This window comes from Streptomyces aurantiogriseus, from assembly GCF_014649375.1.
GTDB classification, from domain to species: domain Bacteria; phylum Actinomycetota; class Actinomycetes; order Streptomycetales; family Streptomycetaceae; genus Streptomyces; species Streptomyces aurantiogriseus.
On the sequence record NZ_BMSX01000023.1, the window covers coordinates 116,150 to 136,917 of the forward strand.

The window sequence follows — 20,768 nt, forward strand, 5'->3', positions numbered from 1 at the left end:
CCCGCAGCGCCGCGCCAGGCAGTGCGGCGGGCCCGGGCGGTGTAGCCACCTTGCCTCAGGTTTCAGCGGGTTCCCTTCGCGGCGAACGCCGCGATGCTGTCGATGTTGCTCTTGTCGACGAAAGCCGGCCCGGTCAGTACCGGCTCCTCGCCGCCGCCGCTGTAGTTGCCGTTGTTCTTGTAGAGCCAGAGGGCGTCGACGGAGAGGTAGCCCTGCAGATATGGCTGCTGGTCGACGGCGAACTCGATGGTGCCCTTCTCGACGGCGGAGACGAGTTCCTTGTTGAGGTCGAAGGTCGCGATCTTCGCCTTGCTGCCCGCGTCGGACACCGCCTGCACCGCGGTCAGCGCGATCGGGGCGGCGAGCGTGACCATCTCGTCGATGGTGGTGTCCTGCTTGAGCTTGGCGGTGATCGTCGACTTCACGGACGGCATGTCGGCGCCGTTGACGTAGAGCACGTCAGTCTTGCCGCTGAAGGTCTTCTTCACTCCGGCGCAGCGCTCTTCGAGATTGACGTCCCCTTGCGCGTGGACGACGCACAGGGCGTGCTTGGCACCGGTGGAGTTGAGTTTCGTACCCAGCGCCTGCCCGGAGACGGACTCGTCCTGGCCGAAGAACGACAGCAGGCCCTGCTCCTTCCAGGCGGTCATGCCCGCGTTGAGCCCGACGACGGGGATGCCGGCCTTCTCCGCCTTGGCCATCACGTCCTTGAGCGCGTCCGGCTTGGCGAGGGTGACCGCGATGCCGTCGACCTTCTGGTCGATCGCGTTCTGCACCAGGTTCGCCTGGTCGCCGGCGGTCTCGTCGTTGGAGTAGATCAGCTTGACGTTGTCCTTGGCCGCGGCGGCCTCGGCACCCTTGCGGATGGTGTCCCAGAACGTGTCGCCGGAAGGCGCATGGGTGACCATCGCGATCGTCATCCGGGGCGTGCTCGCCTTGCCCGCGGAGGCGTCGGCCGTGCCTTCCTCGGACTTCTTGCCACCGGAGCTGCTGGAACAGCCCGCGAGGGCGAGGACTGCCGCCGTGGCCACGGCCAGCGCGGGGGCGACTCTGCGGGAGAAGGGAGCGGCTATGGGGTTCATTCTGTGCACCTCACTGTGCAGCAGGGGACAGGGACTCAGACCCGGCTCAGGCGGGCCGGGGGAAGGTGATGCCGGTCAGCCTGCGGATCTCGTCCATCGCCCGGAGGGTGGCGATCGAGTCCGACAGGGGCCGCAACGGTGTTTGCGGCGAACCGGCCGCGATGCAGCGAGCCGCCTCGGCGGCTTCGAAGTGCAGGGCGTCGTGAGCGGTGCGGGATCCGGCACAGGTCAGCGGAGTGCCGCCGCCGGACGGGGTGAGCACGAGGTCGCCGGGCTGGTAGAAGGGGCCCGGCAGGCTCAGGGTTGCGTGGCTGCCGGCGATGGTCGCGGTGGTCGGGGTGTCGCTGAACAGCGTGGTGTGGACGACGGCCTGGTTGCCGTGCGTGTCACGCAGGATCGCGGATGTCTGGCCGTTCACGCCCGCGGGGTGCGGCTGGCCGCAAGCCTGGATGTGCGCAGGCGCGCCCAGGACCCAGGTGGCCAGCGAGACGGGGTAGGTGCCCAGGTCCAGCAGCGGCCCGCCGGCCAGTTCGGGGCGCAGGATGCGATGCTCCGGGCCGAAGTGCTCGCCGATGTCGGCCAGGACGGTGTGGACCTCGCCGAGGACGCCCGAGTCGAGGATTTGGCGGACCACGTCGAATCTGGGCAGGAAGAAGGTCCACAGCGCCTCGGCGCAGAACAGGCCCCGCTCTGCGGCCAGTCGGGCGATCCTGGTCGCCTCAGCGGCGTCCAGCCCGATAGGTTTCTCCACGAGGGTGTGCTTGCCGGCCTCCAACGCCAGCCGGGCGCAGGCGAGATGGGCGGTGTGCTCGGTGGCCACGTACACGATGTCGACGTCGCCGGCGGCGACCAGGTCTTCGTACGAGCCGTAGGAGCCGGGGATGTTGTTGGCCTCGGCGAAGTCCTTGGCGCGGGCCGCGTCGCGGGAGGCCACGGCCGTGAACTTCTGACGGGTGTGCCGCTGGACGGAGCTCACGAAGCGCTCGGCGATCCAGCCGGTGCCCAGGACACCCCAGCGCAGGGCGGGGGCGTCCATGGGGTCCGGGGTGCGGGCGGCGGGCAGTGCGGAGGGGAAGGCGGGCATCGCTCAGACCTCCGGGACCTGGACGGGGACGGTCCTGCCGCCGTCCTTCATGGATGCGATGACGGCCTCGGCCACGGCGGACGCCACCAGGCCGTCGTACGCGTCGGCCAGGGGTGACGGCTGCCCCGCGGCCACGGCGTCGGTCCACGCCTGGAGCTCCAGGCGGTAGGCGTCGGCGAAGCGGGGGCGCCAGTCGGCGGGGTAGCCGGTCAAGCGGGCGCGGGCCGAGTCGGACACGAGCCGTGCCGGGTTGGTGAGGGCCAGCGTGCCGTGCTCGCCCGCCACCTCGCAGCGGATGTCGTAGCCGTACCCGGCGTTCAGGAACACCTCGACCGTGGTCAGCGTGCCGTCGGCGGTGCGCAGCAGCATCAGCTGGGGGTCGTGGAGGCCCGCCATCGCCGAGGTGGAACGCCCCGCGTGCCAGCTGACCTCGGTGACCGGCGAGTCGAGCAGCCAGGGCACGGTGTCGAACTCGTGGATCGCCGACCCGGTGACGCTGAGCTCGTCGGTGCAGCCGGGAGCGGAGGACACACCACGGCTGGTGCAGTGCACGAGCAGCGGGGCACCACAGCTCCCCGCCCCGACGGCCGACTTGAGCTCGACATACGCGGGGTCGAAGCGGCGCATGAAACCGAGCGAGATCAGTCCCCCGCCGACCTGCCGCTCCTCCCGGACGACCCGCACACACTCGTCGAGGGTCGGGGCGAGCGGCTTCTCGCACAGGACCGGCTTCGCGGCCCGCAGGGCGGCGACGCACAGGTCGGCGTGGGTGGTGTCGTGCGAGGCGATGACGACGGCGTCGACGTCCGGGTCCGCGATCAGCGCGTACGCGTCGTCGGTGGCCCGCGCGCCGGGCACAAAACCGGCGACCAGGGCCGCGCGCTCCTTGTCGACGTCCGCGACGAGCGTGACCTCGGCGCCGGAGACGTGCCGGTGGAGGGTGGTCACATGGTCGGCGCCCATGTTGCCCGCGCCGATCACCCCGATGCGCACGTTGCTCATACCAGGTTCACCCACGTCCCGCTCTGGGCGGAGCGTGCCATGGCGTCCACGACGGCCGCGCTGTGCACGGCGTCGTCGAGCGTGGCCCCGTGCGGGGTGCCCTCGGCGACCGAGCGCAGGAAGCGGTACGCCTCGATGACCTTCAGGTCGTCGTAGCCCATGCTGGTCGCCGCGCCCGGCTGGAAGGCGCCGTACTCGCCGTCGCCCGGGCCGACGTAGACCGTGGCGACGGGCTGGTCCTGGTAGCTGGTGCCGCGGCTGACGCCGAGTTCGTTCATGCGGCGGAAGTCCCAGAACACCGCGCCCTTGGTGCCGTGCACCTCGAAGCCGTAGTTGTTCTGCTCGCCGACCGAGACCCGGCAGGCCTCCAGGACACCGCGGGCGCCGGAGGCGAAGCGCAGCAGGCAGTTGACGTAGTCCTCGTTCTCGACCGGCCCCAACTCGCCGCCGGTGGCACGCGTGTGGCCTGCGGTGGCGCCGGTCGGACGGGCGCGCTCGGGGATGAACACGGCCGTGTCCGCGGTCAGCGATGCGATGTCACCCAACAGGTACCGGGCGAGGTCCGCGCCGTGCGAGGCGAGGTCGCCGAGCACTCCGCTGCCGCCGCGCTCCTTTTCGTAGCGCCAGGTCAGGGCGCCGTCCGGATGGGCGGCGTAGTCGCTGAAGAGGCGGATGCGGATGTGAGTGACGGTGCCGAGCTCGCCGGAGGCGATCAGGTCGCGGGCCGTCTGGACGGCGGGCGCGTTGCGGTAGTTGAAGCCGACCGTGCCCTGGACACCGGCCTTGGCCACCGCGTCGGCGACCGCGCCGGCGTCCGTGGCCGTGAGGCCGACCGGCTTCTCGATCCACAGGTGCTTGCCGGCTTCCGCCATCGCGACACCGATCTCCCTGTGCAGGAAGTTCGGCGCGGTGATGCTGACAGCCTGGACGCGGGGATCGGCGGCCACCTCACGCCAGTCACGGGTGGTCGAGGCGAACCCGAACTGCGCGGCGGCCTCCTCGGCCCGGCCCGGCACCTCCTCGGCGACTGAGACCAGCTGCGGCCGCAGGGGCAGCTGCGGGAAGTGGTGCGGGACCCTGGCGTACGCCTGCGTGTGCACCCTCCCCATCCAGCCGAACCCCACGACGGCGACGCCGAGCGTACTCACCATGACTGCCCCTCTTTGGACCGTTCCATACTCGCTGCGCTCACAGTGAAGCCCGTTCTCCCACGTGTCAACCCTTTGACACGAAGCGCAAGCGTGTGGAACGGTCCACCCATGAGACCTCCGACCATCCGCGACGTCGCCGAACGGGCCGGCGTGTCGAAATCACTGGTCTCCCTCGTGCTGCGCGGATCCGACCAGGTGCGCCCGGAGAGACGGCAGGCCGTGCTGGCCGCCGTGGAGGAGCTCGGCTACCGGACGAACGCCGCCGCGCGCAGTCTCAGCGAGCGGCGCACCCGCACGGTCGGCGTGCTGCTGAACGACATGCGCAACCCCTGGTTCGTGGAACTGCTGGACGGCCTCAACTCCCGCCTCCACGACGGCGGCCTGCGGATGCTGCTGGCCGACGGCCACCTCAACCGGCGCCTCGGCGAGAACCTCACCCGCACCTTCACCGAGCTACGAGTCGACGGTCTGATCGCCGTCGGCACCCTGCCGCCCTCCGAGGCGTTGCGCACCGCGGCGGCGCAGATCCCCACCGTCGTCGCGGGCGCGCGTGAGCCCGCGCTCCCCCTGGTGGACATCGTCGCCAACGACGACGAGCACGGCGCCCGCCTGGCCACCGAGCACCTCATCGGACTCGGCCATCGGCGCATCGCCCACATCGCCGGGCAGGGCGTCGTCGGCGACCTTCGCCGGCGCAGCTTCGAGGCGGTCATGCGCGAGCACGGGCTGGACGACACAGCGATCGTGGAGCAGGGCGACCTGACCGAGGAGGGCGGCTACCGGGCCACGGTCCGCCTCCTCAGCGCTGCCGAACGGCCCACCGCCCTGTTCGCCTTCAACGACATCGCATGCGTGGGCGCACTGTCCGCGGCCGAGGAAATCGGCCTCCAGGTACCGCGCGACCTCTCCCTCGTGGGCTACGACAACACCTACCTGTCCCGCCTGCGACACCTCTGGCTCACCACCGTCGACAACGCCAGCCATGACGTCGGCCGCCGCGCCGCCCAGCATCTCATCGACCGGATCGCGGACCCGGCCCGTCCCGGTACGACCGTCCTCGCCGCGCCGACGCTCGAAGTGCGTGGCACCACCGCGCCGCCGAAGGGCGACAAGCGATAGCGGGGATGCGGGAGCGGCAGTGGACCACCGCTCGTCCGGCCCCGGAGCGAACTGGACGCCCTCGCCGAGCAGTCGTCGAAGCAGCTTCGCGAAGTCCGGGTCGAGTGGGACGAACCGGGGATCGCAGAGCGGGTGTTGAACCACCTCGCCGAATCGTCGTCCCGGACCGACAGTCATCGGCTTGGCTGGCGGCGATGGGCGTCAGTTGACCGTGATCGCGTCCAGCACCGTGTGGATGACGCTCACGCGGGCGGTGCTGATCTGCGATGCCACTCACTGCCGGGATGGGCCACACGGCATAGGAACTCGCGTGTGGGTCAGGCGGCGAAGCCGATGTTGGTGACGTACTCGTACTGGCCCCATTGCGATCCGAGGTCGACGATCTGCTCGATCCAGGCGTCGTCCAGGGCCCGGTCGTCGCCGGTGGACCATGCCGCGACGAGCGCCTCCCAGTGGCGGATGTTGAGGGTGCGCAGTTCTACGACCCGCTGGTGGGAGGGGCGCACGCCGGACTGGTTGAGCGGGTGGATCTCCACGCGGGTGCCCCGGCCGGCGCGGTTGAGGCGGGCCAGGAGGTAGCGGGCGACGTTGCGGCGGCGGACGGCGCGGTAGGCGTCGTCGATCCGGGCGAGGTTCTGCTTGGTCGGGCTGCGGGTGCCGGCCAGCCATGCTTGCAGGGTGCGGTCGGTGACGGTCAGGCCCGCGTCGTAGGCGGCGGCGCGGGCGTGGGGGGTGCGGGTGAGGTAGTGCAGGCGGGCCATCAGGCCGCGCCGGGTGGTGACGGGGGTGGCGATGAAGTCGGCGAGGGCGTCGAGCCGGCGGGCGACGGCCTCGTGGCCCTTGATTCCGCTGGCGCCGTACTTGCCGAACTCGGCCGTGCGCTCGGGCACTTGAAGATCCTTCTTCTCTGTCAGTTCTCAGTCCGCGGCTTCTTGGCGGCAGCCGGGTCTGCGGTCGCGGTGCCGACGGTGTAGACGTCCTTGACCTTCGCCTCGAAAACCCCGCGCCCCTCGGCAAAGACGCGGCGCCAGGTGCCGATGACGTGGAGTTCGTCGGTGCCCATCGCGCGGACGACCGTCAGGCCCTCGTCGTGCGCCTTGTGCGCCTTCATCCAGAGGTTGGCGAAGGCCTGGGAGCGGATGAGGTGCATCCAGTCGGGGCGGTACAGTTCCCGGTTGTAGTTCGACTCCCCCATCGTGGAGACGAACTTGGAGTACATCGCCTTCACATACTCCAACGTCACCTCGTCGCCCTCGGCGAGCGCCCGCTCCCGGGCGTCCTTCAGCGCGATACGGAACTTCTCCAGCAGGCTCTCGGTCGCGCCCGAGGTGAACGACTCGTGGATCTGCGGCGGTTCGCACAGACCGTACCGGGGGCCGGACAGGCGCAGCAGCAGACGCAGCGTGGGTTCGGTGACCCAGAGCGGGCCGGGCTCGTCCCGGTTGCCGATCGGGTTGGGCAGGTAGGCGCCGTGCTCCCATGCGGGCGGGGTGATCAGGTGAACGCCGGCACGGCGGCGGTCGTGGTGGTTGCCGGCTGTGTGCTCCAGCTGACCGATCGGCAGGTGCGTCTTGAGCGCGCTGAGATAGGCGCCGTTGATGTCCAGGGCCGTCACCTCGTGCGTGCCGGAAGGCAGTTCGGGGCGGGTCCACTTGGGGCGGGCCTCCCAGATCTGGTCGGCGCCGCGGGCGGAGGGCTTGCGCAGGATGTCCGGGATCCAGGGGTGGGCGACGATGGCGTAGCGGCCGCCCTTGCGGCAGTCGTCCAGCAGGGCCATCGCGTCCGGGATCGCCCGCTTGACCAGGGCTGCCGTCGCCGCGTCGACATCGCCCTCGTGCGCCTCGAGCGCCTCGGCCACGGCCGCCGCGATCGGGTCGGCGTCGGACGCGGTCCGCACACGGCGGCCCGCGGGGACGGTCTTGATGGTCTCCGCCGTGCGGCCCTGAAGCCGCTTGGCGGGGGCGGCTGGTGCGGGTGCTGTCGTCGCGCACTGGGCAGGGTCGAGATGTTGGGGGAAGCCGGCGACCTGGTGGCGGGCAGGCTGCCCGCACAGGACGCACGGCCGGGGCACGCCCAGGTCCTCGACGTCGTCGGCTTCCGGCGCCGGGTACGGCTGATCAGCCGTACCCCGCGGCTTAGCAGCCGTCGCAGCACCGCCGCCCGACATGGCAGGCCCGACTTGAGGAAGGTCGGTGTGAGCAGCGGTTTCAGCCTGCCGGGCGGCATCAAGGTCGGCCAGCTTGGCCTGAGCGCCTTCGAGGAAGTAGGCGTAACGCTCACGGACGTCACCGGCCGGGTCACGGCCCGCCTCCCAGCCGCCGACCGTGGAGGGACTAACCCCCAGCGCCCGGGCCACCTGCGCGCGCGAGAGGTCCAGTGCTTCACGCAGGGCGCGGCGCTGCTCAGCCGGGGGCAGTTCAACCTCTTTGCGGGCCGCGGCGAGCAGGGCGTCGATCGCCTCGAACTGCGGCTTCACCGCACCTCTCCCTTCACGGGCGGCCGCCGCCGTCCGGCACGGCGCTCCTCAGGCAGTGCCTCGCACGCCCGGGTGGGACCCGCCAGGAAGTCCAGGACATCCATGCCGTAGTGCACGGCCAACGCCTCACAGTCAGCCAAACTCCAGGCCGCGGCCCCGGACTGACGGCGGCTCACCTGTGCCTGCGTCACCCCCAGCGCCTCAGCCAGTCTTGCCTGCGACTCGCCCGAGGCATGCATCAGTGCCGCCACCACCAGCCGCACCCGTTCCGGCAAGGACATTCCCATGACCCCACCCTACCAGGTTCATGCGATTGATGCATTATTTATGGGTAATTCGCATAACACTGTGGTGGCCTGCGGCCCGGGAGCGCTGGGCACGGCCGGGCTGCAGGAGGCGGGCGCCGCGGTGCATCGGGGCTCCGCGCCCGGTCACACCCCCACGGCCCTCGCGTTCGAGAGTGAAGTCCGTCCCCACTGTGATCGCGTGGTGCGGGTCAGGGCACCAGCGGATTGTCCCGAGTGAGCTCGATGGTGTGCATCTGGCGGCGCAGCTGCGCGGGCAGGGACGGCAGGTCGTTGTCGACGATGATGACCTGGTGCGGGCGTGCGTGCGGCGTGCCGCTGCGGGCGCCGGCAATGTGGTCGAGGAAGTGCGCGTACAGCCGTGCGATCAGCTGCTGGTCCTCGGTGCCGTATCCGACGTTCTTGCGCGGCGAATCAATGATCAGCAGGGACGGCAGATCGGTGGCTCCGGTGACGAGTGCGTGGCTGAGGAATGTCATCCGGTAGGCCACGTTGATCGCGGTGCGGACGCCGTGGCCCACCTTGGTGAGTTTCCCTGCCCTGACCTTCGGCAGGAGCGAGTTGTGGTCGATGCGCGCACCAGGCTCTCCGGGCAGCGACAGGCCGCCGATGATGGCTGCGAACTGCTCCTCGATCTCGGCGAGGGTGGTCTGGCGTCCGGACAGGAGGTTCTTGCGCGTCTTGATGTCCTCGCGCACACCGCGCAGTTCTTCCTCTGCCGCGCGCAGCGCCCGCTGCAGTTCGAGCAGCCGCCGGTGCGGGTCGAGCTGCCGCTCGAGCATGCCGGTCCGAGTGCGGGCACCGGCGTGGGCGGCTGAGAGCTGTTCGATCTGGCCGGCCAGAGGCCCGGTCTCCAGGCGGGTCCGCTCCTCCAGCTCCGCCCGCGCCTGAGCGAGAGCATCCCCGGTCTCACCGGTCGCCTTGGCCGCCTCGACGGCCCGCTGCTGCGCCGTGGCCAGCGCGGCTTCGGCTGCCGCTGCGGCCTCGTTCCGCGCGCCGGGATCCAGTTCGCACAGGCACAGGCCACAGGCTCCCCGGGGAACGATCCGGCCGGCCAGAGGCTGCGTGCAGGAGGGACAGCGCAGCACCGGGTCGGTGCCCGGCTGCTGCTGGGCACGCTGGACGGCCCGCTGGGCCGAGGAGACAGCCGCCTGGGCTGCTTTCCCCTCTTCCCGGGCCCTGGAGTGCGTTCCTTCCAGGGCGGCGACGCGCTGGCGCAGCGGATCGGCGAAGGTGGTGGCAGCGCGCATGCGGCCCTTGAGTTCCTCCAGTGCCGTCAGCGTCTGGCGTTCTTCGCTCCGGGAGCGGGTCAGCTCCTCCTCCAGTTCCGCCGCGCTCCCGGTCAGGAATTCGCTGATCGTCTCGGTGCGGCGTTTGAACTGGCTCACGGTCTGGCTCAGGTCGTCGCGGCGGGCGGCAAGCACCCGCATCTCGGCATCGATGAGTCCGAGCACGAGCTCGACGACCGTCTTGTAGGACTGCGCGGTGTTGGCCTGTCCGCGGACGGCCTCGGTGCCGTCGACCATGTCCTGGGAGAGGTGGTTCAAGGCGTAGAGCTGGGCGAAGGTGAGGCGGGCGCCGTTGCCGAGCAGTGCGACGGCGGTGGGTGGGGCGAACAGCTCGGACAGGCCCAGAAGGTCCAGCAGCACCTCGCCCACGACGCGCCGGTCGCTGTCCGGCTGCGCGGTGGCGTCGAGCAGTTCTTCGACTTTTCCGTCGTAGGGGCTGATCAGTTCGACGGTGCCGGTGTCGGCGACCGTGGAGCGCCGCAGGGCGATGTCCATGCCTTCGATCCGCAGGTGCACCGTGACAGACGTCAGCCGCTCCGAGGGCACCTGCCGCCAGTCCACCGGAAGACCCAGCGGGTATTTGATGCAGTCGACCAGCGTGGTCTTGCCTGTGTCGATGGGGCCGTAGATGCACACCACCGGATGGGCGAAGTCGAGGGTGCGTACCCCGCCGGTGGAGCTGATGACCACTTGCTTGACGAACAGATCCCGCGACATGGGCTTCCTTCCGCAGTTCACCGATGCCCGGGACAACGGGGATGCCTGCTGAAGGAATCGAGCACGGCGGTCAGATCGCCGGAAGGGGTGAGGGGCGTCCGGGGCCGGGGCACCTCCTGTTCGCCCCGCCGGTCGGCTGTGCTCCCCAGCCACGGCTCAGCCAGGGACGCGCTCTTCCTGCTCACCGCATGCCCGTGCGGTGCATCGCACGTGCTCGGTTGTGAGGAGGGAGGGGATTGCCGTCGGGATGGTCCCGGACCCAGGACAGGCCGCCGATGTCGAAGTGTTGACGGGCCCCGGAATGCACATTCGGGACATTCTGGGGCGTCCGGGAGGGGTGGCGTGCTGTGGACCGTTCGACTGACACCAGGTGCTAGCGTCATATGTCCATCTGGGCCCGTCCGCACGCCCGTTCCCTCTGCTGAGGCCGGCCGCGTGCATGACCGAGGAGACGCGGTGGCTTCCATCCGACGCATGCCCGAGCGCACGATCGCCTTCTTCGAGATCGTCGCGGGCGCTTCCGGGGAACAGGTGCGGGTGCCTCCCATGGAGTGGGACAGGGCTCTGAGTGATCTGGCCACAGCCACCCTGCAGGAGCGGATGGTCGACAAGGAGGTGACCTTGGTCGGCTCGGTGGCCACTGTGCGCGAACAGGATCATCTGCTGTTGCACCGGGTCAAGGACGCCACGGAGTGGCTGAGCATGATGGATTGGAGCACCGGCCAGTGGCGCGAGCTTGAGCAGAACGCCAGCCGCGGCTTTGTGGACACTTCTGCGATCTGCTTCCTGCCGTTCGGGAATGTGGTGGGCATCATGCAGGGTTCCGTTTCGGCCCCCACGCACAAAGGACTGGAGACCTGGCTCAACGAGCTGCACCTGTTTCCCGACACACGGCTGGCGATCCGTCCGGTGCTGTCGAAGGCCGAGGTCGAACGGCTGGGGACTGCGCACGGGGCGTCTCGCATCGAGATCAAGATCGGAAACCACAAGGCATCGGCGCTGCGCAACCGCACCGGCCGACTGGCGAGCTTCCTGCGGCTGGCGCACGAGGCCTACGGCGACATCAACGTCACGATGATCATCAGTGTGCCGCGGGGCAAGGGCCGGGACGAGGACCGTCAGGCGCTGCTGGACGATCTGAGGGACATCGCGCCGGTGGCCCCGGGGGCCGCTGACCGCGCCCGGGCCAAGCTGGTGTTCGCGGAGGCGGACGGTGCAGAGCGCAGCCGCCTCGTGGAGCTGACGGAGCATCACATCACGGCGAAGCGGCGGGTCTCAGCGGTCGACGACGAGGGAAACTCCATCCGGATCTTGTCAGCGGTGGATGCGATCCTTGACGTAGCGGCCGAGCACGAGGGCGAGCTGCGGGCGGCTGTGGGGGCTGACCTGCGCTGACATGTGATAGGGGGCGGTGCGTGAGCGTACGGGAGTCTCTCGTCGACCGATGGTCAGAGACCGTGTGGTGGGACTACGTGATCGCCCTTCTGCTGGTGTCAGGGCACGTCGCAGCTGTGCGGATTTCCGGGAGAGGCGACTGGCTGTCCTGGATCGAGTCCGAACAGCGTGTTGCTCTGTACGGGACCGCCGCCGGCGTCGTCTCCGCGATCGGAGGGCTGAGCTCGATCGCGATCTCCATCTACCTCTCCAGCAACGGGGAACGAATCCGCGCCGCGCGGCGCCACTACCAAAACGAACTGCGGCGCAACTGGAAGGCGCTGCTCGTCGCCACCGCCGTGATCTGTGCGGGCTGCCTCGCCGCTCAGGGGCTGGACAACAAGACCGATGCGCATTCGGCACGCTATCTCTTCGAGGCAGTCATGTCGTTCGCGCTGATCCGCTTCCTGCGCATGCTGTGGCTACTCGACAACATGATGAAGATCAACGACCGCGACCAGAGCGACCCTCCGCCTCAGCCGACACCCCGATTCGACCCCGGCTGGCGCCAGCGCCGCCGCAACCGCACGGCGTAGACCGATGCGATGTCACGGATCGCCCGGCCCTCGACACGCGGACATGTTGTCCGATCCGGCAGGTGACCTGGCCCGAACAGAGGGGCAGGATGCGGTATGGCGGAGCGAACGAGCAATCGGTCCACGAGGGTCCGGTTCGGCCGCCTCCAGAAAGCGGGGCGGCAGGTGCCGCACCAAGCCTTTCTCCGCCCATCTCCGCTCCGCCCTCGGCTCCCCCTTCACTGCGGAGACCTCATGGCCCAGCCAAGGTCTTCCGTATCAGCGGCAATTCGCCACGAGTCCAGCAGCCCCAACGCAGCCAACTGCTCCAGCACGTGAGGCAGTTCTGCGGGTTGGATACCGCACTCGCGCGCTGTCCGGTCAGCTTCATTCAGTCCCTGGCCGGTCTCGGGGTGGCTGTGTGACGTGAGGTAGACACTCACCACTTGCAGGAGCGGACCGAGCACCCCGGCCCGGCTCGGACAACCGGCGCGCACCGCCCAGTCCGCCGCATGGCAGCGGTCGGGGCGGGTGGGTGCCTGGCCGAGAAGCGCGTCGTCCAGCAGTACAGCGGCCACCTCGCCGGTCTCGCGACCGGGGGTCAGGCACAGCCATCGCGCCTGTTCCAGTTCCTGCCAGGGGCTCGGGTTGCCGCCTAGCCGAAGGCTGCGCAGCAGGCCCAGGGAGAGGCTCACCCGCATGCTGGCGTTCATACGCAAAGCGCACTGAAGGGCGATCAGTCGGGTGGCGGGCGAGGCTCCAGCCGGGAGCGCGGCAGCCAGATAGCTGAACATTTCCCGGACCCTGGTCCGCCCGTCCGGTTCATTGCGCCGACGCTGTCGGCGGGATGTGGCCGGTGGCGGGATGAGCAGGGCGGTGTCAGGGACCACTGCGGCGTGGGCTGTCGCTGCGGCGCACGCGGTGCAGGCGTCGGCGAGCCGCCACACCCGGCCCCCGCGCTCGCAGGCGAGAAGCAGCCGGACGGGGCCGGAGCAGCCGCGGTGGCGACGGTGCCAGCGGCAGCCTCGCTCGTGGCACTGGCAGGTCCTCAGGTGGGGCGCGAGTACGTCGCTGCGGGCGTGCCGGGCGAGATGAGTAAGGGCGGCCGCGCGAGCGGATGGTGCTGCGACGGGGCCGCCGCCGAGGCACTGCCGACAGACGAAGGCGAGCCCGCCTGCGTGTGAACGCAGTTCCACGGTCCAGGCCCGTGATGTCGCGGGGCATAGCGCGCGCAGCCTCATGGGCGGGTGCCCTCCTCTCGATGCCTGACCGCTGCCTGCCGGGGAACGGGCGGCGGCGGACACCGTAGTGCAGACCTCTGCACTTCAGTCGCCGCCACCACCTGGGCAAATAGGGCAGAGGTCTGCACTGACAGGGCAGGGGTCTGCACCGTCGGATGGACAGGTGACGATCTTGCCGCCCGATCCGGACCTCAACGCGCTGCGGCTGGAGCTCGCGCGGCTGCGGGCCGTGCGCGGGTGGACGTACGACGAGCTCGCCGCCCACAGCGGCCTGGCCAGGCGCACGGTCATCGAGATCGAGCAGGGCCGCACCATCGGCACCCTGAAGACCTGGCACGCCCTCGCTCACGCCCTGGGAACCCCCTTCGAGCAGCTCTTCGCCACGCTGTGCCACGGCCACGATCAGCCCGGCTCCGCCGACGGCTGACGTCCGGCGCAAGGCCGTCGCAGATCACCTGAAACGGCGACGCCGCACCGAACACCTGAACCCCTCTTCGCACACCCGTCGCCCTGCAGAGGGCCGACCGGGCGACGCCGCGGCGCCAGTTCCACGCGTGCGGCGTGTTGGCTGGCAGGTTCGCCCTCATGCGCTCCTTTCCTTCGTCTTCCGGGCGGCACTGGGACGGCAGTCCCGTTGCCGTTCCCATGCGTCGTGCCCTGCGGGTGAACTCTGGCGGCAGCAGCCGGCTGATGCGCTGCGGCCAGCACAGCCGTTGCCGTGAGTGCGGCAACCGGATCGAGTGGTACCACCACAGCGGCCCGCAGATGGTCCGTCTGCATCCGCGCGAACTCCCCGCCGCCCGGGTACCGGCCGACTGCCGCTGGCACGTCAGCTCCGGCATCGCCCATCCAGCCGGGGACGGCAGCAGCTGGTGCCGCATCCCGCACGCCCTGCTGTGCCCCGCACGGGAGGCCCCCGCGGCAGCCGAGCTGGAGGCGCTCCGCAGAGCGCTCGCGGTGAACACCCGGCGCCTGATCGACGCCGGGACCTTCCTCCCGCCCGCCGCCCGGCCGGAGGGGGCAGCGGCGCAGCAGGCCGTGTGCCGGCCGGCCCGGCCGGTTGTGCAGTTGCTGTACGTCCGCTACCTGGCCGCCAGCCCGGTGGAGGAAATCCAGTGCGTGGCCCTGACCCGGCGCCGCGTCCGCTGCACCCGCCCAGTCCTCGCACCCCACACCCCGCCCGGCACCTGGACCCTGATGCCCGCCACCTCTGCCACCGGCCAACTGGCTCTGCCCGCCGACGTGATGGCCGTCTACAACCTCGGCGCCCTCTCCTACGCCGAGCAGCTGCGCTGGCGTGCCCAGCGCTGCCCCCCGCACGCAGCCACGCCAACGGCTCCCGACCTGACGGTGCCGGACTGGGAGCCCTTCGACCCCCTCCTGCACCGTGAGCACATCCACACCCGGCTGCCCACCCACAGCCGCCCGGGGCCCTCGGGCCGCGTGCGGAAGGCGGTCCGGCCGTGACGCGACACCATGCCGTCGAGATCCTCCTGACCCGGCCCCCCTGCCCCTGTGAACTCAAGCGCGTCCGGCGGGCCGTACCGCTGGCCGTGAACGCCGACCGCACCCGGCTGATGGCCGTGCAGGACGCCCGCAGCCCGGGCCACGCCCTGCACAAGCTGCGGCGCCGCCTGGGCAAACGGCTGCCCATCGACGTCCTGAGCACGCACTACCCGGACCGCAATGGGCAGGTACGGCTCAATATCGCGTTCAGCCGGAGCGATGAGACAGCCATCCGGCAGGCTGCGGCCTGCCGGGGCCAGCGGCCTGCGGAGTTCCTCAGCCGACGCGTGACCGCTGCCCTCGCCGAGCGGGAACAGCAGCGCCTTCGCGCACTGGAGGACCGGCTACAGGTCCTGCTGGCCGACCACGCCCTCGAAGAAGTGCTGACCTGCGCAGTCCATACCCTCAGCCGACGCAGCCACTCGCCGGCGGCACCGTAACGCCTTCTCTTCCGTGAGTGCCCCCTGGCCGTAGGCCGTCTGGGCTCTCTTCGTCTCCATGCTCGCTGCGGAGTCTTCATTGCCTACGCCCACCGACGAACAGGTCCACGCCGCCGATGCCTTCCGCGCCGGCGACCACCTCGCCCTGCAGGCCGGCGCCGGCACGGGCAAGACCACCACGCTCGCCCTGCTCGCCACCAGCACCCAGCGCCGCGGCCGCTACCTTGCCTTCAACAAGAGCATCGCCAGCGACGCCGCGGCCCGCTTCCCCCACACCGTGCAGTGCAAGACGGCCCACGCCACCGCCTACGCGGCCCTCGGCCACCGCTACACCGGCCGTCTCAACAGTCCCCGCCAGCCCGCCTGGAAGACCGGCCAGGCGCTCGGCATCACCCGGCCCGTCCGCATCGGCGAGCACGAGATCAGCACCAGATCGCTGTCCTACGCCGTGCTGCGCACCGTGACCCGCTTCTGCTACTCGGCCGACCGCACCGTGGGCCGCCACCACGTCCCCGCGCTGCGCCGCCTGGGGACCCCCGGCGAGCACGCCCAACTCGCCGAGGCGGTCCTGCCGTTCGCCCGCCGCGCCTGGACCGACCTGCACAACCCCGACCAGGGAGTGGTCCGCTTCGAACACGACCACTACCTGAAGATGTGGGCCCTGACCGAACCGAAAATCAACGCGGACTTCCTCCTGCTCGACGAGGCCCAGGACACCAACCCCGTCCTGGAACAGGTCTTCTCCGCCCAGCGCGACCATGCGCAGCTGGTCATGGTCGGTGACTCCGCCCAGGCCATCTACGGCTGGCGCGGCGCCCGCGACGTGATGACCGGCTTCGACGCCACGCAACTGACCCTCACACAGTCCTTCCGCTTCGGCCCGCTCATCGCCGAGCAGGCAAACCGGTGGCTGGAACTCGCCGAGGCCCCCATCCGGCTGACCGGAAGCACGGCCATCGCCGCGGAAGTCGGCGATCTGGCCCGGCCGGACGCGGTACTGTGCCGCACGAACATCGGTGCCATGACCGAGGTCATGCGCCTGCTCACCGAGGGCCGGCGCGTAGCCCTGACCCGCGGCGCACCAGCCCTGGCCGCGCTGGCGCTCGCCGCCCGCGACCTCCAGGAAGGACGCCCCACCACCCATTCCGAACTCGTTCTCTTCGGTTCCTGGGGCGAGTTGCAGGAGTACGCCGAACACGATCCCGCCGGATGCGACCTGCAGCCCTTCGTCAACCTCGTCGACACACACGGCCCCGACGCCATCCTCACCGCGATCAGTAAGCTCACCGACGAGAAGACCGCCGACGTCACCGTCTCCACCGCCCACTCCGCCAAGGGCCGCGAATGGCCCACCGTGCGGATCGGCGACGACTTCCCCCCGCCCAAGGACACCGACCAGCACGACGCCCAGGGCCGGCCCATCCCCGAACCCGTCAGCGACACCGACGCCCGCCTCGCCTACGTCGCCGTCACCCGCGGCCGCCACCTCGACCTCGGCGGCCTCTCCTGGATCGACACCCACCTCGCCCGCCTGTCCGGCGCCTGAGCCAACTCATGTTCGGCCAGGCCCGGTTGCGGCATCACCTGCTCAGTCGCCGCATCGCGCCGCTGCCCGCCTCCACAGCCACCAGCTATCCGCGATCGGGGGCCGTGGCAGACGCAAACCGTCAAGACGGAACGGCGCTCGCCGTCGAGCACGACCGGGGTGGCCAATCCGGCAAGAAGACGCGTGCCAGCATCGCCCGGCTCCGGTCTCACGCCTTCGAGCGCTGCCGTACCAGGGTGACCTCGATGCTGCTGTCGTCGGCGTGATCTTGGAAGACCGAATGCACCAGGCCACAGGTACAGTTCTGCTCACCCTGAGCCGACGGCGCCGGCTCCTTCGCAGACTGGGCGCCAGATGATCACCGGCCCGCAGCAGTCACACACGCCAGCCTGCGTTTCCGACTCACCTTGAATCACACGCCAGTTCCAGTCCTTCCACGGCCAGACCGTCGTCGCGGAGAACACCGACCCGCCCTCGGACATCCTCGATCGGGCGCAGGTCTACATGTTCAGCCGCGAGGCCCACGGCCAGCGCTTCGGATTCTTCCCGCTCACGTCTTCGTCTTCGCCGACGCAGTGATCAGATACAGCGGCTTGCTGCTTCCTCCTCAGGTCCGGCCGCACGGCCGGCGGCTGTTGACCTGAGCGGCCCCTCCGCTCGGGTAAGTGCTGTTATTGTGCCCGGAGTTGAGCGATGGGCCTGTGCGCCTGCTGTGTCACGCTCGCATCCCGGGCTGCTGCAAGCCCTGCGTTCAGCGTCTTTTGCGCCTCGTCGACCTGCGCGGAGGCAACATGACAGCACGTGCGCCTCTTCCTCTCAGCGGCACAGTTCCCGCAGCCGTGGCGGACCGGGTGCTCTTGCAGGTCGGCCACCGACGCGCGGCGCGCTATCGCGGCCGGGTCGATACGTCTTCGAGCGGCCTGGTACTGACCGGGGACGGGGCACTGACCAAGGCCGTCCAGCTGCGGGAGGACGGCTTCGATGCCGCACTGCTGGTCGACGAGGGCTGCTATCGCGTCGCTGCGGCCAGCGAGGAAGCGCCCTTCCCGAGCCTGGACAACGGGCCTGCGCCGCTGTTCGGGGATCCGCTGGAACACCTGATGCTGGCCCACCTCGCGTTCGCCGACCTCGCCCTGACGCCGACCGGATACCTGCACACCGGGGCCACCGGCGCGCTGCAGGCGGCAGCGGCACGGGTGACGCGTCTGGGCGACCCGCGGGTGGTGTTCGCGGTGCCCGTCGACGCCAGCTGGCTGCATCCGGGACCGGTGGAGTACCTCGCCGAGGTGCTCCACCGGGTCGCGGGGCCGAAGGCGGTCCTGGTGGGCGGCCGGCCGGATGCACGCGGCGGCGCGGCGGGGCTGGCGCGGCTGCTGGAACTGGTGCCCGGCGTCGGGGTGCTGCGCACGGGCCTCGGCGCTTTCGGCGGCCTGGCACGGGGTGCGGGCTTCACCGCGTTCGGCGTTGACGGCAGCATGCGGCACACCATGCCGCCGTCGCCGGCGCAAGCGGGATCGGGGGGCGGCCCGGGCAGCCCGGCCGTCCTGTTCCCGGAACTGATGGACTTCTTCCTCGGCCTCACCTTGGCCAAGCGGTTCGACGACGAGGCACCGGCCTGCTCGTGCGAGGAGTGCCAGGGCGAGCGCCTGGACCGGTTCACCAGCATGGCGCAGCAGATCCCCGCCGCCGGGCACAACACGTCCTCCCTGATGGTGTGGGTGCGGCAGCTGCGCGCGGTCGACGCCGCCGACCGTGCGGCCTGGTGGCGGCAGCAGTGCCGGCAGGCGCTGGACAGCTCGGCGGTGTGGAATGCCCGGATCCAGCAGCTCCCGGGGTTCACCGCCTCCCCGGACCTGTCCGCGTGGGCCGAGCTGCCCGCGCGCCGGGCGGCACAGCACGCCGGCTGACGGGGCTTCAGGGCAGGCGGGCGTGGAGCTGCTCGGTGAAGTGCCAGGCGACGGGGGTATGGCGGCGGGGCCGGTAGGGCTCGGGCCCCAGCCTCCAGGCAAGGCCCTCGGCGGCCGGCTCGAGGATGCCGATGCCCAGGTAGGCGGCTCGCATCAGCAGCTCGTCGCGGGCGTGGGCGGGCGGGTCGACGAGCAGGGCGCGGCGGGCGAACGGCTTGAAGCGGCTGGCGCGGGCCAGTCCTCCTTCCCAGTGGGTGCTGCGGGCGCGGACGATGACGAGGTCCACAGTCAGCGGGCGTACCGCGCGCCGGCAGACATGGTCGCCGGTGAGGGTCACGGCACCCCGAGGCAGGGCGCGGACCCGTTCGCGCAGCCGGGTGGGAAGTGAGTCCAGCCGGACGGGGAGGTCGACGGGGAGGTCGAGGAGGACCGTGAGGTCGGCGATGCCGAGTCCGGCCGCGGCCTGGGCGCGGCGGCGCTCGCATTCGAGGTGATCGCGCCGGTAGAAGACGAGGGTGTTGGGGCTGCCCTCGATGGTCGTCTCGGCCAGCTGCGCGCCCTGGCCGACCAGGGAGGCCGAGGCGTGCTGGACGAAGGCCCCTGCTCGTGCTGTCGGTGCCGCCATGCCGGCCCCTTTCGACTCTGCTAGCCGTGGTTGGTGACCGGTGCGGGCTAGGCCGCGCCGGGCGGTGCCTGGTGCTCTTGGAGCCGGGCCACGGTGGCGGCCAGTGACTGCCAGGCCTGGGCGCTGCCGCAGCGCCGGTAAAAGCGCCGCCGCTGCCCCGGCGCGGGTGGGACCCGCTGGACCAGGCCGAGCGTGATCAGTGTGTGAACCGGCGGCAGGTAGACGCTCGCCGGCACCTGCCGGGCCATGGCCAGGTCCCCCAGACAGACGCCTTTGTCACCGGCGGCGGCCAGGGCGGCGATGAGTTCGGCCCGGTAGCGGTTGCCGAAGACTCCTGCCGACAGGCGCCGCAACTCCTCCGCGTGCTGCATGATTTGTTTATCGCGAATCGCGAATCACTTGTCAAGAGGGGCGAGTTGGCGACCGCGGCGTGCCGGTTGTGCCCGGCCGGGCGGAGCTGCCGGGCGGGTCTGATGCTGTCCGGAAGGCGTCGTGTGGCAGGGGCAGCGGGGCGGGCGGTGTGCTATGAGGTCTGACGGACGTGTGGCCGCGTGAGGCAAGGGGCTTTCATGGCACAGGAGTTACGGGTTCTCCACCAGGACCGGTATGGGGTGCGGCGGACCCTGCCGGTCGAGCGGATGGCCGGCGTTCCGCTGACCGAGCGGGGCGAGGTGTGGAAACCGTCGCGGCACCCCTCGCAGCGCAGCATCGTCACCTGGTGGTGGGCGGCGACCACCAGGCGGCATGTGGGCTGCCGGTCGCTGGAGCGGCTGGCGACGGCGATGCTGCTTGACTTCCATCCGGGTGTGACCGGCTTCAGCGCCTGGTCGGGGCAGCTGATCTGGCGCGAGCGGGGCCGGGAGCGGCAGCTGGTGCCGGACTTCTTCGTGCGTACTGCGGCCGGGGGCACGCTGGTGGTGGTGTGCCCGCCCCGGAAGGGGCCGAGTGAACGGTTCGAGCGGCAGCTGGAGGTGCTGCGTGAAGCGTGCGGGCAGGCGGGCTGGCAGCTCGCGGTGCCGCAATTGCCCGGGGCAGTGGCGCTGATCAATCTGCGGTGGGTCTCGCGGCGGCGCCATTGGCGGTACGGCGAAGCGGGCGTGGAGGCCGCGCTGGGCGAGGCCTTCGCCCGGCCGCGGCCGCTGATGGAGGGCGTGGCGCAGTGTGGGGTGCCGCGGATGCTGGCCCTGCCCCGGCTCTATCACATGCTGTGGTACCGGCGCTTGGGCGTGGACTGGGGTGTGCCGCTGGGTCCTGGGTCGCTGGTGGGGCCGCTGGGTGCGGGGGAACCGGACGCGGTGCGCCGGCCGTTCACGGCGGAGCAGCCATGAT

At 70.7% G+C, this 20,768-nt stretch carries 21 protein-coding genes; 10 read left to right on the plus strand and 11 right to left on the minus strand.

The window, feature by feature from the left end:
* Positions 1-62: 62 nt before the first annotated feature.
* From IE263_RS37540 to IE263_RS37555, 4 genes are read right to left on the minus strand one after another with little or no spacing between them, the layout of a single operon-like run.
* Positions 63-1,082, minus strand: coding sequence for a sugar ABC transporter substrate-binding protein (locus tag IE263_RS37540; protein WP_189942553.1), 1,020 nt, complete (start codon positions 1,080-1,082; stop codon positions 63-65).
* Between the two features lie 46 nt (positions 1,083-1,128).
* The gene (locus IE263_RS37545) at positions 1,129-2,166 is read right to left on the minus strand and encodes a Gfo/Idh/MocA family protein (protein WP_189942554.1); all 1,038 of its coding nucleotides are present in this window, start codon (positions 2,164-2,166) and stop codon (positions 1,129-1,131) included.
* A gap of 3 nt (positions 2,167-2,169) precedes the next feature.
* Entirely contained in the window at positions 2,170-3,168 is a 999-nt protein-coding gene (locus IE263_RS37550; protein ID WP_189942555.1) for a Gfo/Idh/MocA family oxidoreductase, read from the minus strand.
* The gene (locus IE263_RS37555; protein WP_189942556.1) at positions 3,165-4,319 is read right to left on the minus strand and encodes a Gfo/Idh/MocA family protein; all 1,155 of its coding nucleotides are present in this window, start codon (positions 4,317-4,319) and stop codon (positions 3,165-3,167) included. The genes IE263_RS37550 and IE263_RS37555 overlap by 4 nt, the downstream gene beginning before the upstream one ends.
* Positions 4,320-4,427: 108 nt before the next feature.
* Here IE263_RS37555 and IE263_RS37560 point away from each other — a divergent pair, with 108 nt between their 5' ends.
* Positions 4,428-5,438: a LacI family DNA-binding transcriptional regulator gene (locus IE263_RS37560; protein ID WP_189942557.1), complete on the plus strand. Its 1,011-nt coding sequence runs from the start codon at positions 4,428-4,430 to the stop codon at positions 5,436-5,438.
* Between the two features lie 317 nt (positions 5,439-5,755).
* Here IE263_RS37560 and IE263_RS37565 read toward each other — a convergent pair whose 3' ends face one another.
* The 4 genes from IE263_RS37565 to IE263_RS37580 form a co-directional block, all read right to left on the minus strand.
* Positions 5,756-6,328 carry a transcriptional regulator gene (locus IE263_RS37565; RefSeq protein WP_189942558.1) on the minus strand — a complete coding sequence of 191 codons (573 nt, stop codon included), beginning with the start codon at positions 6,326-6,328 and terminating at the stop codon, positions 5,756-5,758.
* 20 nt (positions 6,329-6,348) lie between these two features.
* A complete protein-coding gene (locus IE263_RS37570) occupies positions 6,349-7,914 on the minus strand; it encodes a helix-turn-helix domain-containing protein (RefSeq protein WP_189942559.1) in 1,566 nt (521 codons plus the stop codon).
* Positions 7,911-8,201, minus strand: a complete 291-nt coding sequence (locus IE263_RS37575) for a helix-turn-helix domain-containing protein (protein WP_189942560.1) — start codon at positions 8,199-8,201, stop codon at positions 7,911-7,913. The genes IE263_RS37570 and IE263_RS37575 overlap by 4 nt, the downstream gene beginning before the upstream one ends.
* Before the next feature lie 209 nt (positions 8,202-8,410).
* Positions 8,411-10,225, minus strand: coding sequence for an ATP-binding protein (locus tag IE263_RS37580; RefSeq protein ID WP_189942561.1), 1,815 nt, complete (start codon positions 10,223-10,225; stop codon positions 8,411-8,413).
* 474 nt (positions 10,226-10,699) lie between these two features.
* Between IE263_RS37580 and IE263_RS37585 the strand changes: the two genes are divergently transcribed.
* Entirely contained in the window at positions 10,700-11,620 is a 921-nt protein-coding gene (locus IE263_RS37585) for a DUF6731 family protein (RefSeq protein ID WP_229911379.1), read from the plus strand.
* 77 nt (positions 11,621-11,697) lie between these two features.
* Complete coding sequence (locus IE263_RS37590) at positions 11,698-12,195, plus strand: hypothetical protein (protein WP_229911380.1); 498 nt, start codon at positions 11,698-11,700, stop codon at positions 12,193-12,195.
* A gap of 218 nt (positions 12,196-12,413) precedes the next feature.
* Here IE263_RS37590 and IE263_RS49030 read toward each other — a convergent pair whose 3' ends face one another.
* Positions 12,414-12,968 carry a hypothetical protein gene (locus IE263_RS49030; RefSeq protein ID WP_229911381.1) on the minus strand — a complete coding sequence of 185 codons (555 nt, stop codon included), beginning with the start codon at positions 12,966-12,968 and terminating at the stop codon, positions 12,414-12,416.
* A 610-nt stretch (positions 12,969-13,578) separates the two neighbouring features.
* Between IE263_RS49030 and IE263_RS37600 the strand changes: the two genes are divergently transcribed.
* The 6 genes from IE263_RS37600 to IE263_RS37625 all read left to right on the plus strand — a co-directional run bounded on the left by IE263_RS37600 (position 13,579) and on the right by IE263_RS37625 (position 18,814).
* A complete protein-coding gene (locus tag IE263_RS37600) occupies positions 13,579-13,842 on the plus strand; it encodes a helix-turn-helix transcriptional regulator (RefSeq protein ID WP_189942564.1) in 264 nt (87 codons plus the stop codon).
* Between the two features lie 218 nt (positions 13,843-14,060).
* Positions 14,061-14,882 (plus strand): DUF6083 domain-containing protein, encoded by an 822-nt coding sequence (locus IE263_RS37605; RefSeq protein WP_189942565.1) that lies wholly within the window; start codon positions 14,061-14,063, stop codon positions 14,880-14,882.
* Complete coding sequence (locus IE263_RS37610; RefSeq protein ID WP_189942566.1) at positions 14,879-15,361, plus strand: hypothetical protein; 483 nt, start codon at positions 14,879-14,881, stop codon at positions 15,359-15,361. The genes IE263_RS37605 and IE263_RS37610 overlap by 4 nt, the downstream gene beginning before the upstream one ends.
* Before the next feature lie 79 nt (positions 15,362-15,440).
* Positions 15,441-16,907, plus strand: a complete 1,467-nt coding sequence (locus IE263_RS37615) for a UvrD-helicase domain-containing protein (protein ID WP_189942567.1) — start codon at positions 15,441-15,443, stop codon at positions 16,905-16,907.
* 8 nt (positions 16,908-16,915) lie between these two features.
* Positions 16,916-17,173, plus strand: a complete 258-nt coding sequence (locus IE263_RS37620) for a DUF6354 family protein (protein WP_189942568.1) — start codon at positions 16,916-16,918, stop codon at positions 17,171-17,173.
* Between the two features lie 573 nt (positions 17,174-17,746).
* Positions 17,747-18,814 carry a hypothetical protein gene (locus IE263_RS37625; RefSeq protein WP_229911382.1) on the plus strand — a complete coding sequence of 356 codons (1,068 nt, stop codon included), beginning with the start codon at positions 17,747-17,749 and terminating at the stop codon, positions 18,812-18,814.
* 7 nt (positions 18,815-18,821) lie between these two features.
* Here the strand turns inward: IE263_RS37625 and IE263_RS37630 are convergent, their stop codons facing one another.
* Both IE263_RS37630 and IE263_RS37635 read right to left on the minus strand, forming a co-directional pair.
* Positions 18,822-19,439: a hypothetical protein gene (locus IE263_RS37630; protein WP_189942570.1), complete on the minus strand. Its 618-nt coding sequence runs from the start codon at positions 19,437-19,439 to the stop codon at positions 18,822-18,824.
* A 47-nt stretch (positions 19,440-19,486) separates the two neighbouring features.
* Positions 19,487-19,810, minus strand: coding sequence for an ArsR family transcriptional regulator (locus tag IE263_RS37635; protein ID WP_189942571.1), 324 nt, complete (start codon positions 19,808-19,810; stop codon positions 19,487-19,489).
* 198 nt (positions 19,811-20,008) lie between these two features.
* Between IE263_RS37635 and IE263_RS37640 the strand changes: the two genes are divergently transcribed.
* Positions 20,009-20,767, plus strand: a complete 759-nt coding sequence (locus tag IE263_RS37640; RefSeq protein ID WP_189942572.1) for a TnsA-like heteromeric transposase endonuclease subunit — start codon at positions 20,009-20,011, stop codon at positions 20,765-20,767.
* The last annotated feature ends 1 nt before the right edge of the window (position 20,768 follow it).

Excerpts from the sequence above, each read along its gene's own strand:
- IE263_RS37540 (WP_189942553.1), bottom strand. The coding sequence starts at position 1,082 with ATGAACCCCATAGCCGCTCCCTTCTCCCGCAGAGTCGCCCCCGCGCTG.
- IE263_RS37545 (WP_189942554.1), bottom strand. The coding sequence starts at position 2,166 with ATGCCCGCCTTCCCCTCCGCACTGCCCGCCGCCCGCACCCCGGACCCC.
- IE263_RS37550 (WP_189942555.1), bottom strand. The coding sequence starts at position 3,168 with ATGAGCAACGTGCGCATCGGGGTGATCGGCGCGGGCAACATGGGCGCC.
- IE263_RS37555 (WP_189942556.1), bottom strand. The coding sequence starts at position 4,319 with ATGGTGAGTACGCTCGGCGTCGCCGTCGTGGGGTTCGGCTGGATGGGG.
- IE263_RS37560 (WP_189942557.1), top strand. The coding sequence starts at position 4,428 with ATGAGACCTCCGACCATCCGCGACGTCGCCGAACGGGCCGGCGTGTCG.
- IE263_RS37575 (WP_189942560.1), bottom strand. The coding sequence starts at position 8,201 with ATGGGAATGTCCTTGCCGGAACGGGTGCGGCTGGTGGTGGCGGCACTG.
- IE263_RS37580 (WP_189942561.1), bottom strand. The coding sequence starts at position 10,225 with ATGTCGCGGGATCTGTTCGTCAAGCAAGTGGTCATCAGCTCCACCGGC.
- IE263_RS37585 (WP_229911379.1), top strand. The coding sequence starts at position 10,700 with ATGCCCGAGCGCACGATCGCCTTCTTCGAGATCGTCGCGGGCGCTTCC.
- IE263_RS49030 (WP_229911381.1), bottom strand. The coding sequence starts at position 12,968 with ATGTTCAGCTATCTGGCTGCCGCGCTCCCGGCTGGAGCCTCGCCCGCC.
- IE263_RS37605 (WP_189942565.1), top strand. The coding sequence starts at position 14,061 with ATGCGTCGTGCCCTGCGGGTGAACTCTGGCGGCAGCAGCCGGCTGATG.
- IE263_RS37620 (WP_189942568.1), top strand. The coding sequence starts at position 16,916 with ATGTTCGGCCAGGCCCGGTTGCGGCATCACCTGCTCAGTCGCCGCATC.
- IE263_RS37630 (WP_189942570.1), bottom strand. The coding sequence starts at position 19,439 with ATGGCGGCACCGACAGCACGAGCAGGGGCCTTCGTCCAGCACGCCTCG.
- IE263_RS37635 (WP_189942571.1), bottom strand. The coding sequence starts at position 19,810 with ATGCAGCACGCGGAGGAGTTGCGGCGCCTGTCGGCAGGAGTCTTCGGC.
- IE263_RS37640 (WP_189942572.1), top strand. The coding sequence starts at position 20,009 with ATGGCACAGGAGTTACGGGTTCTCCACCAGGACCGGTATGGGGTGCGG.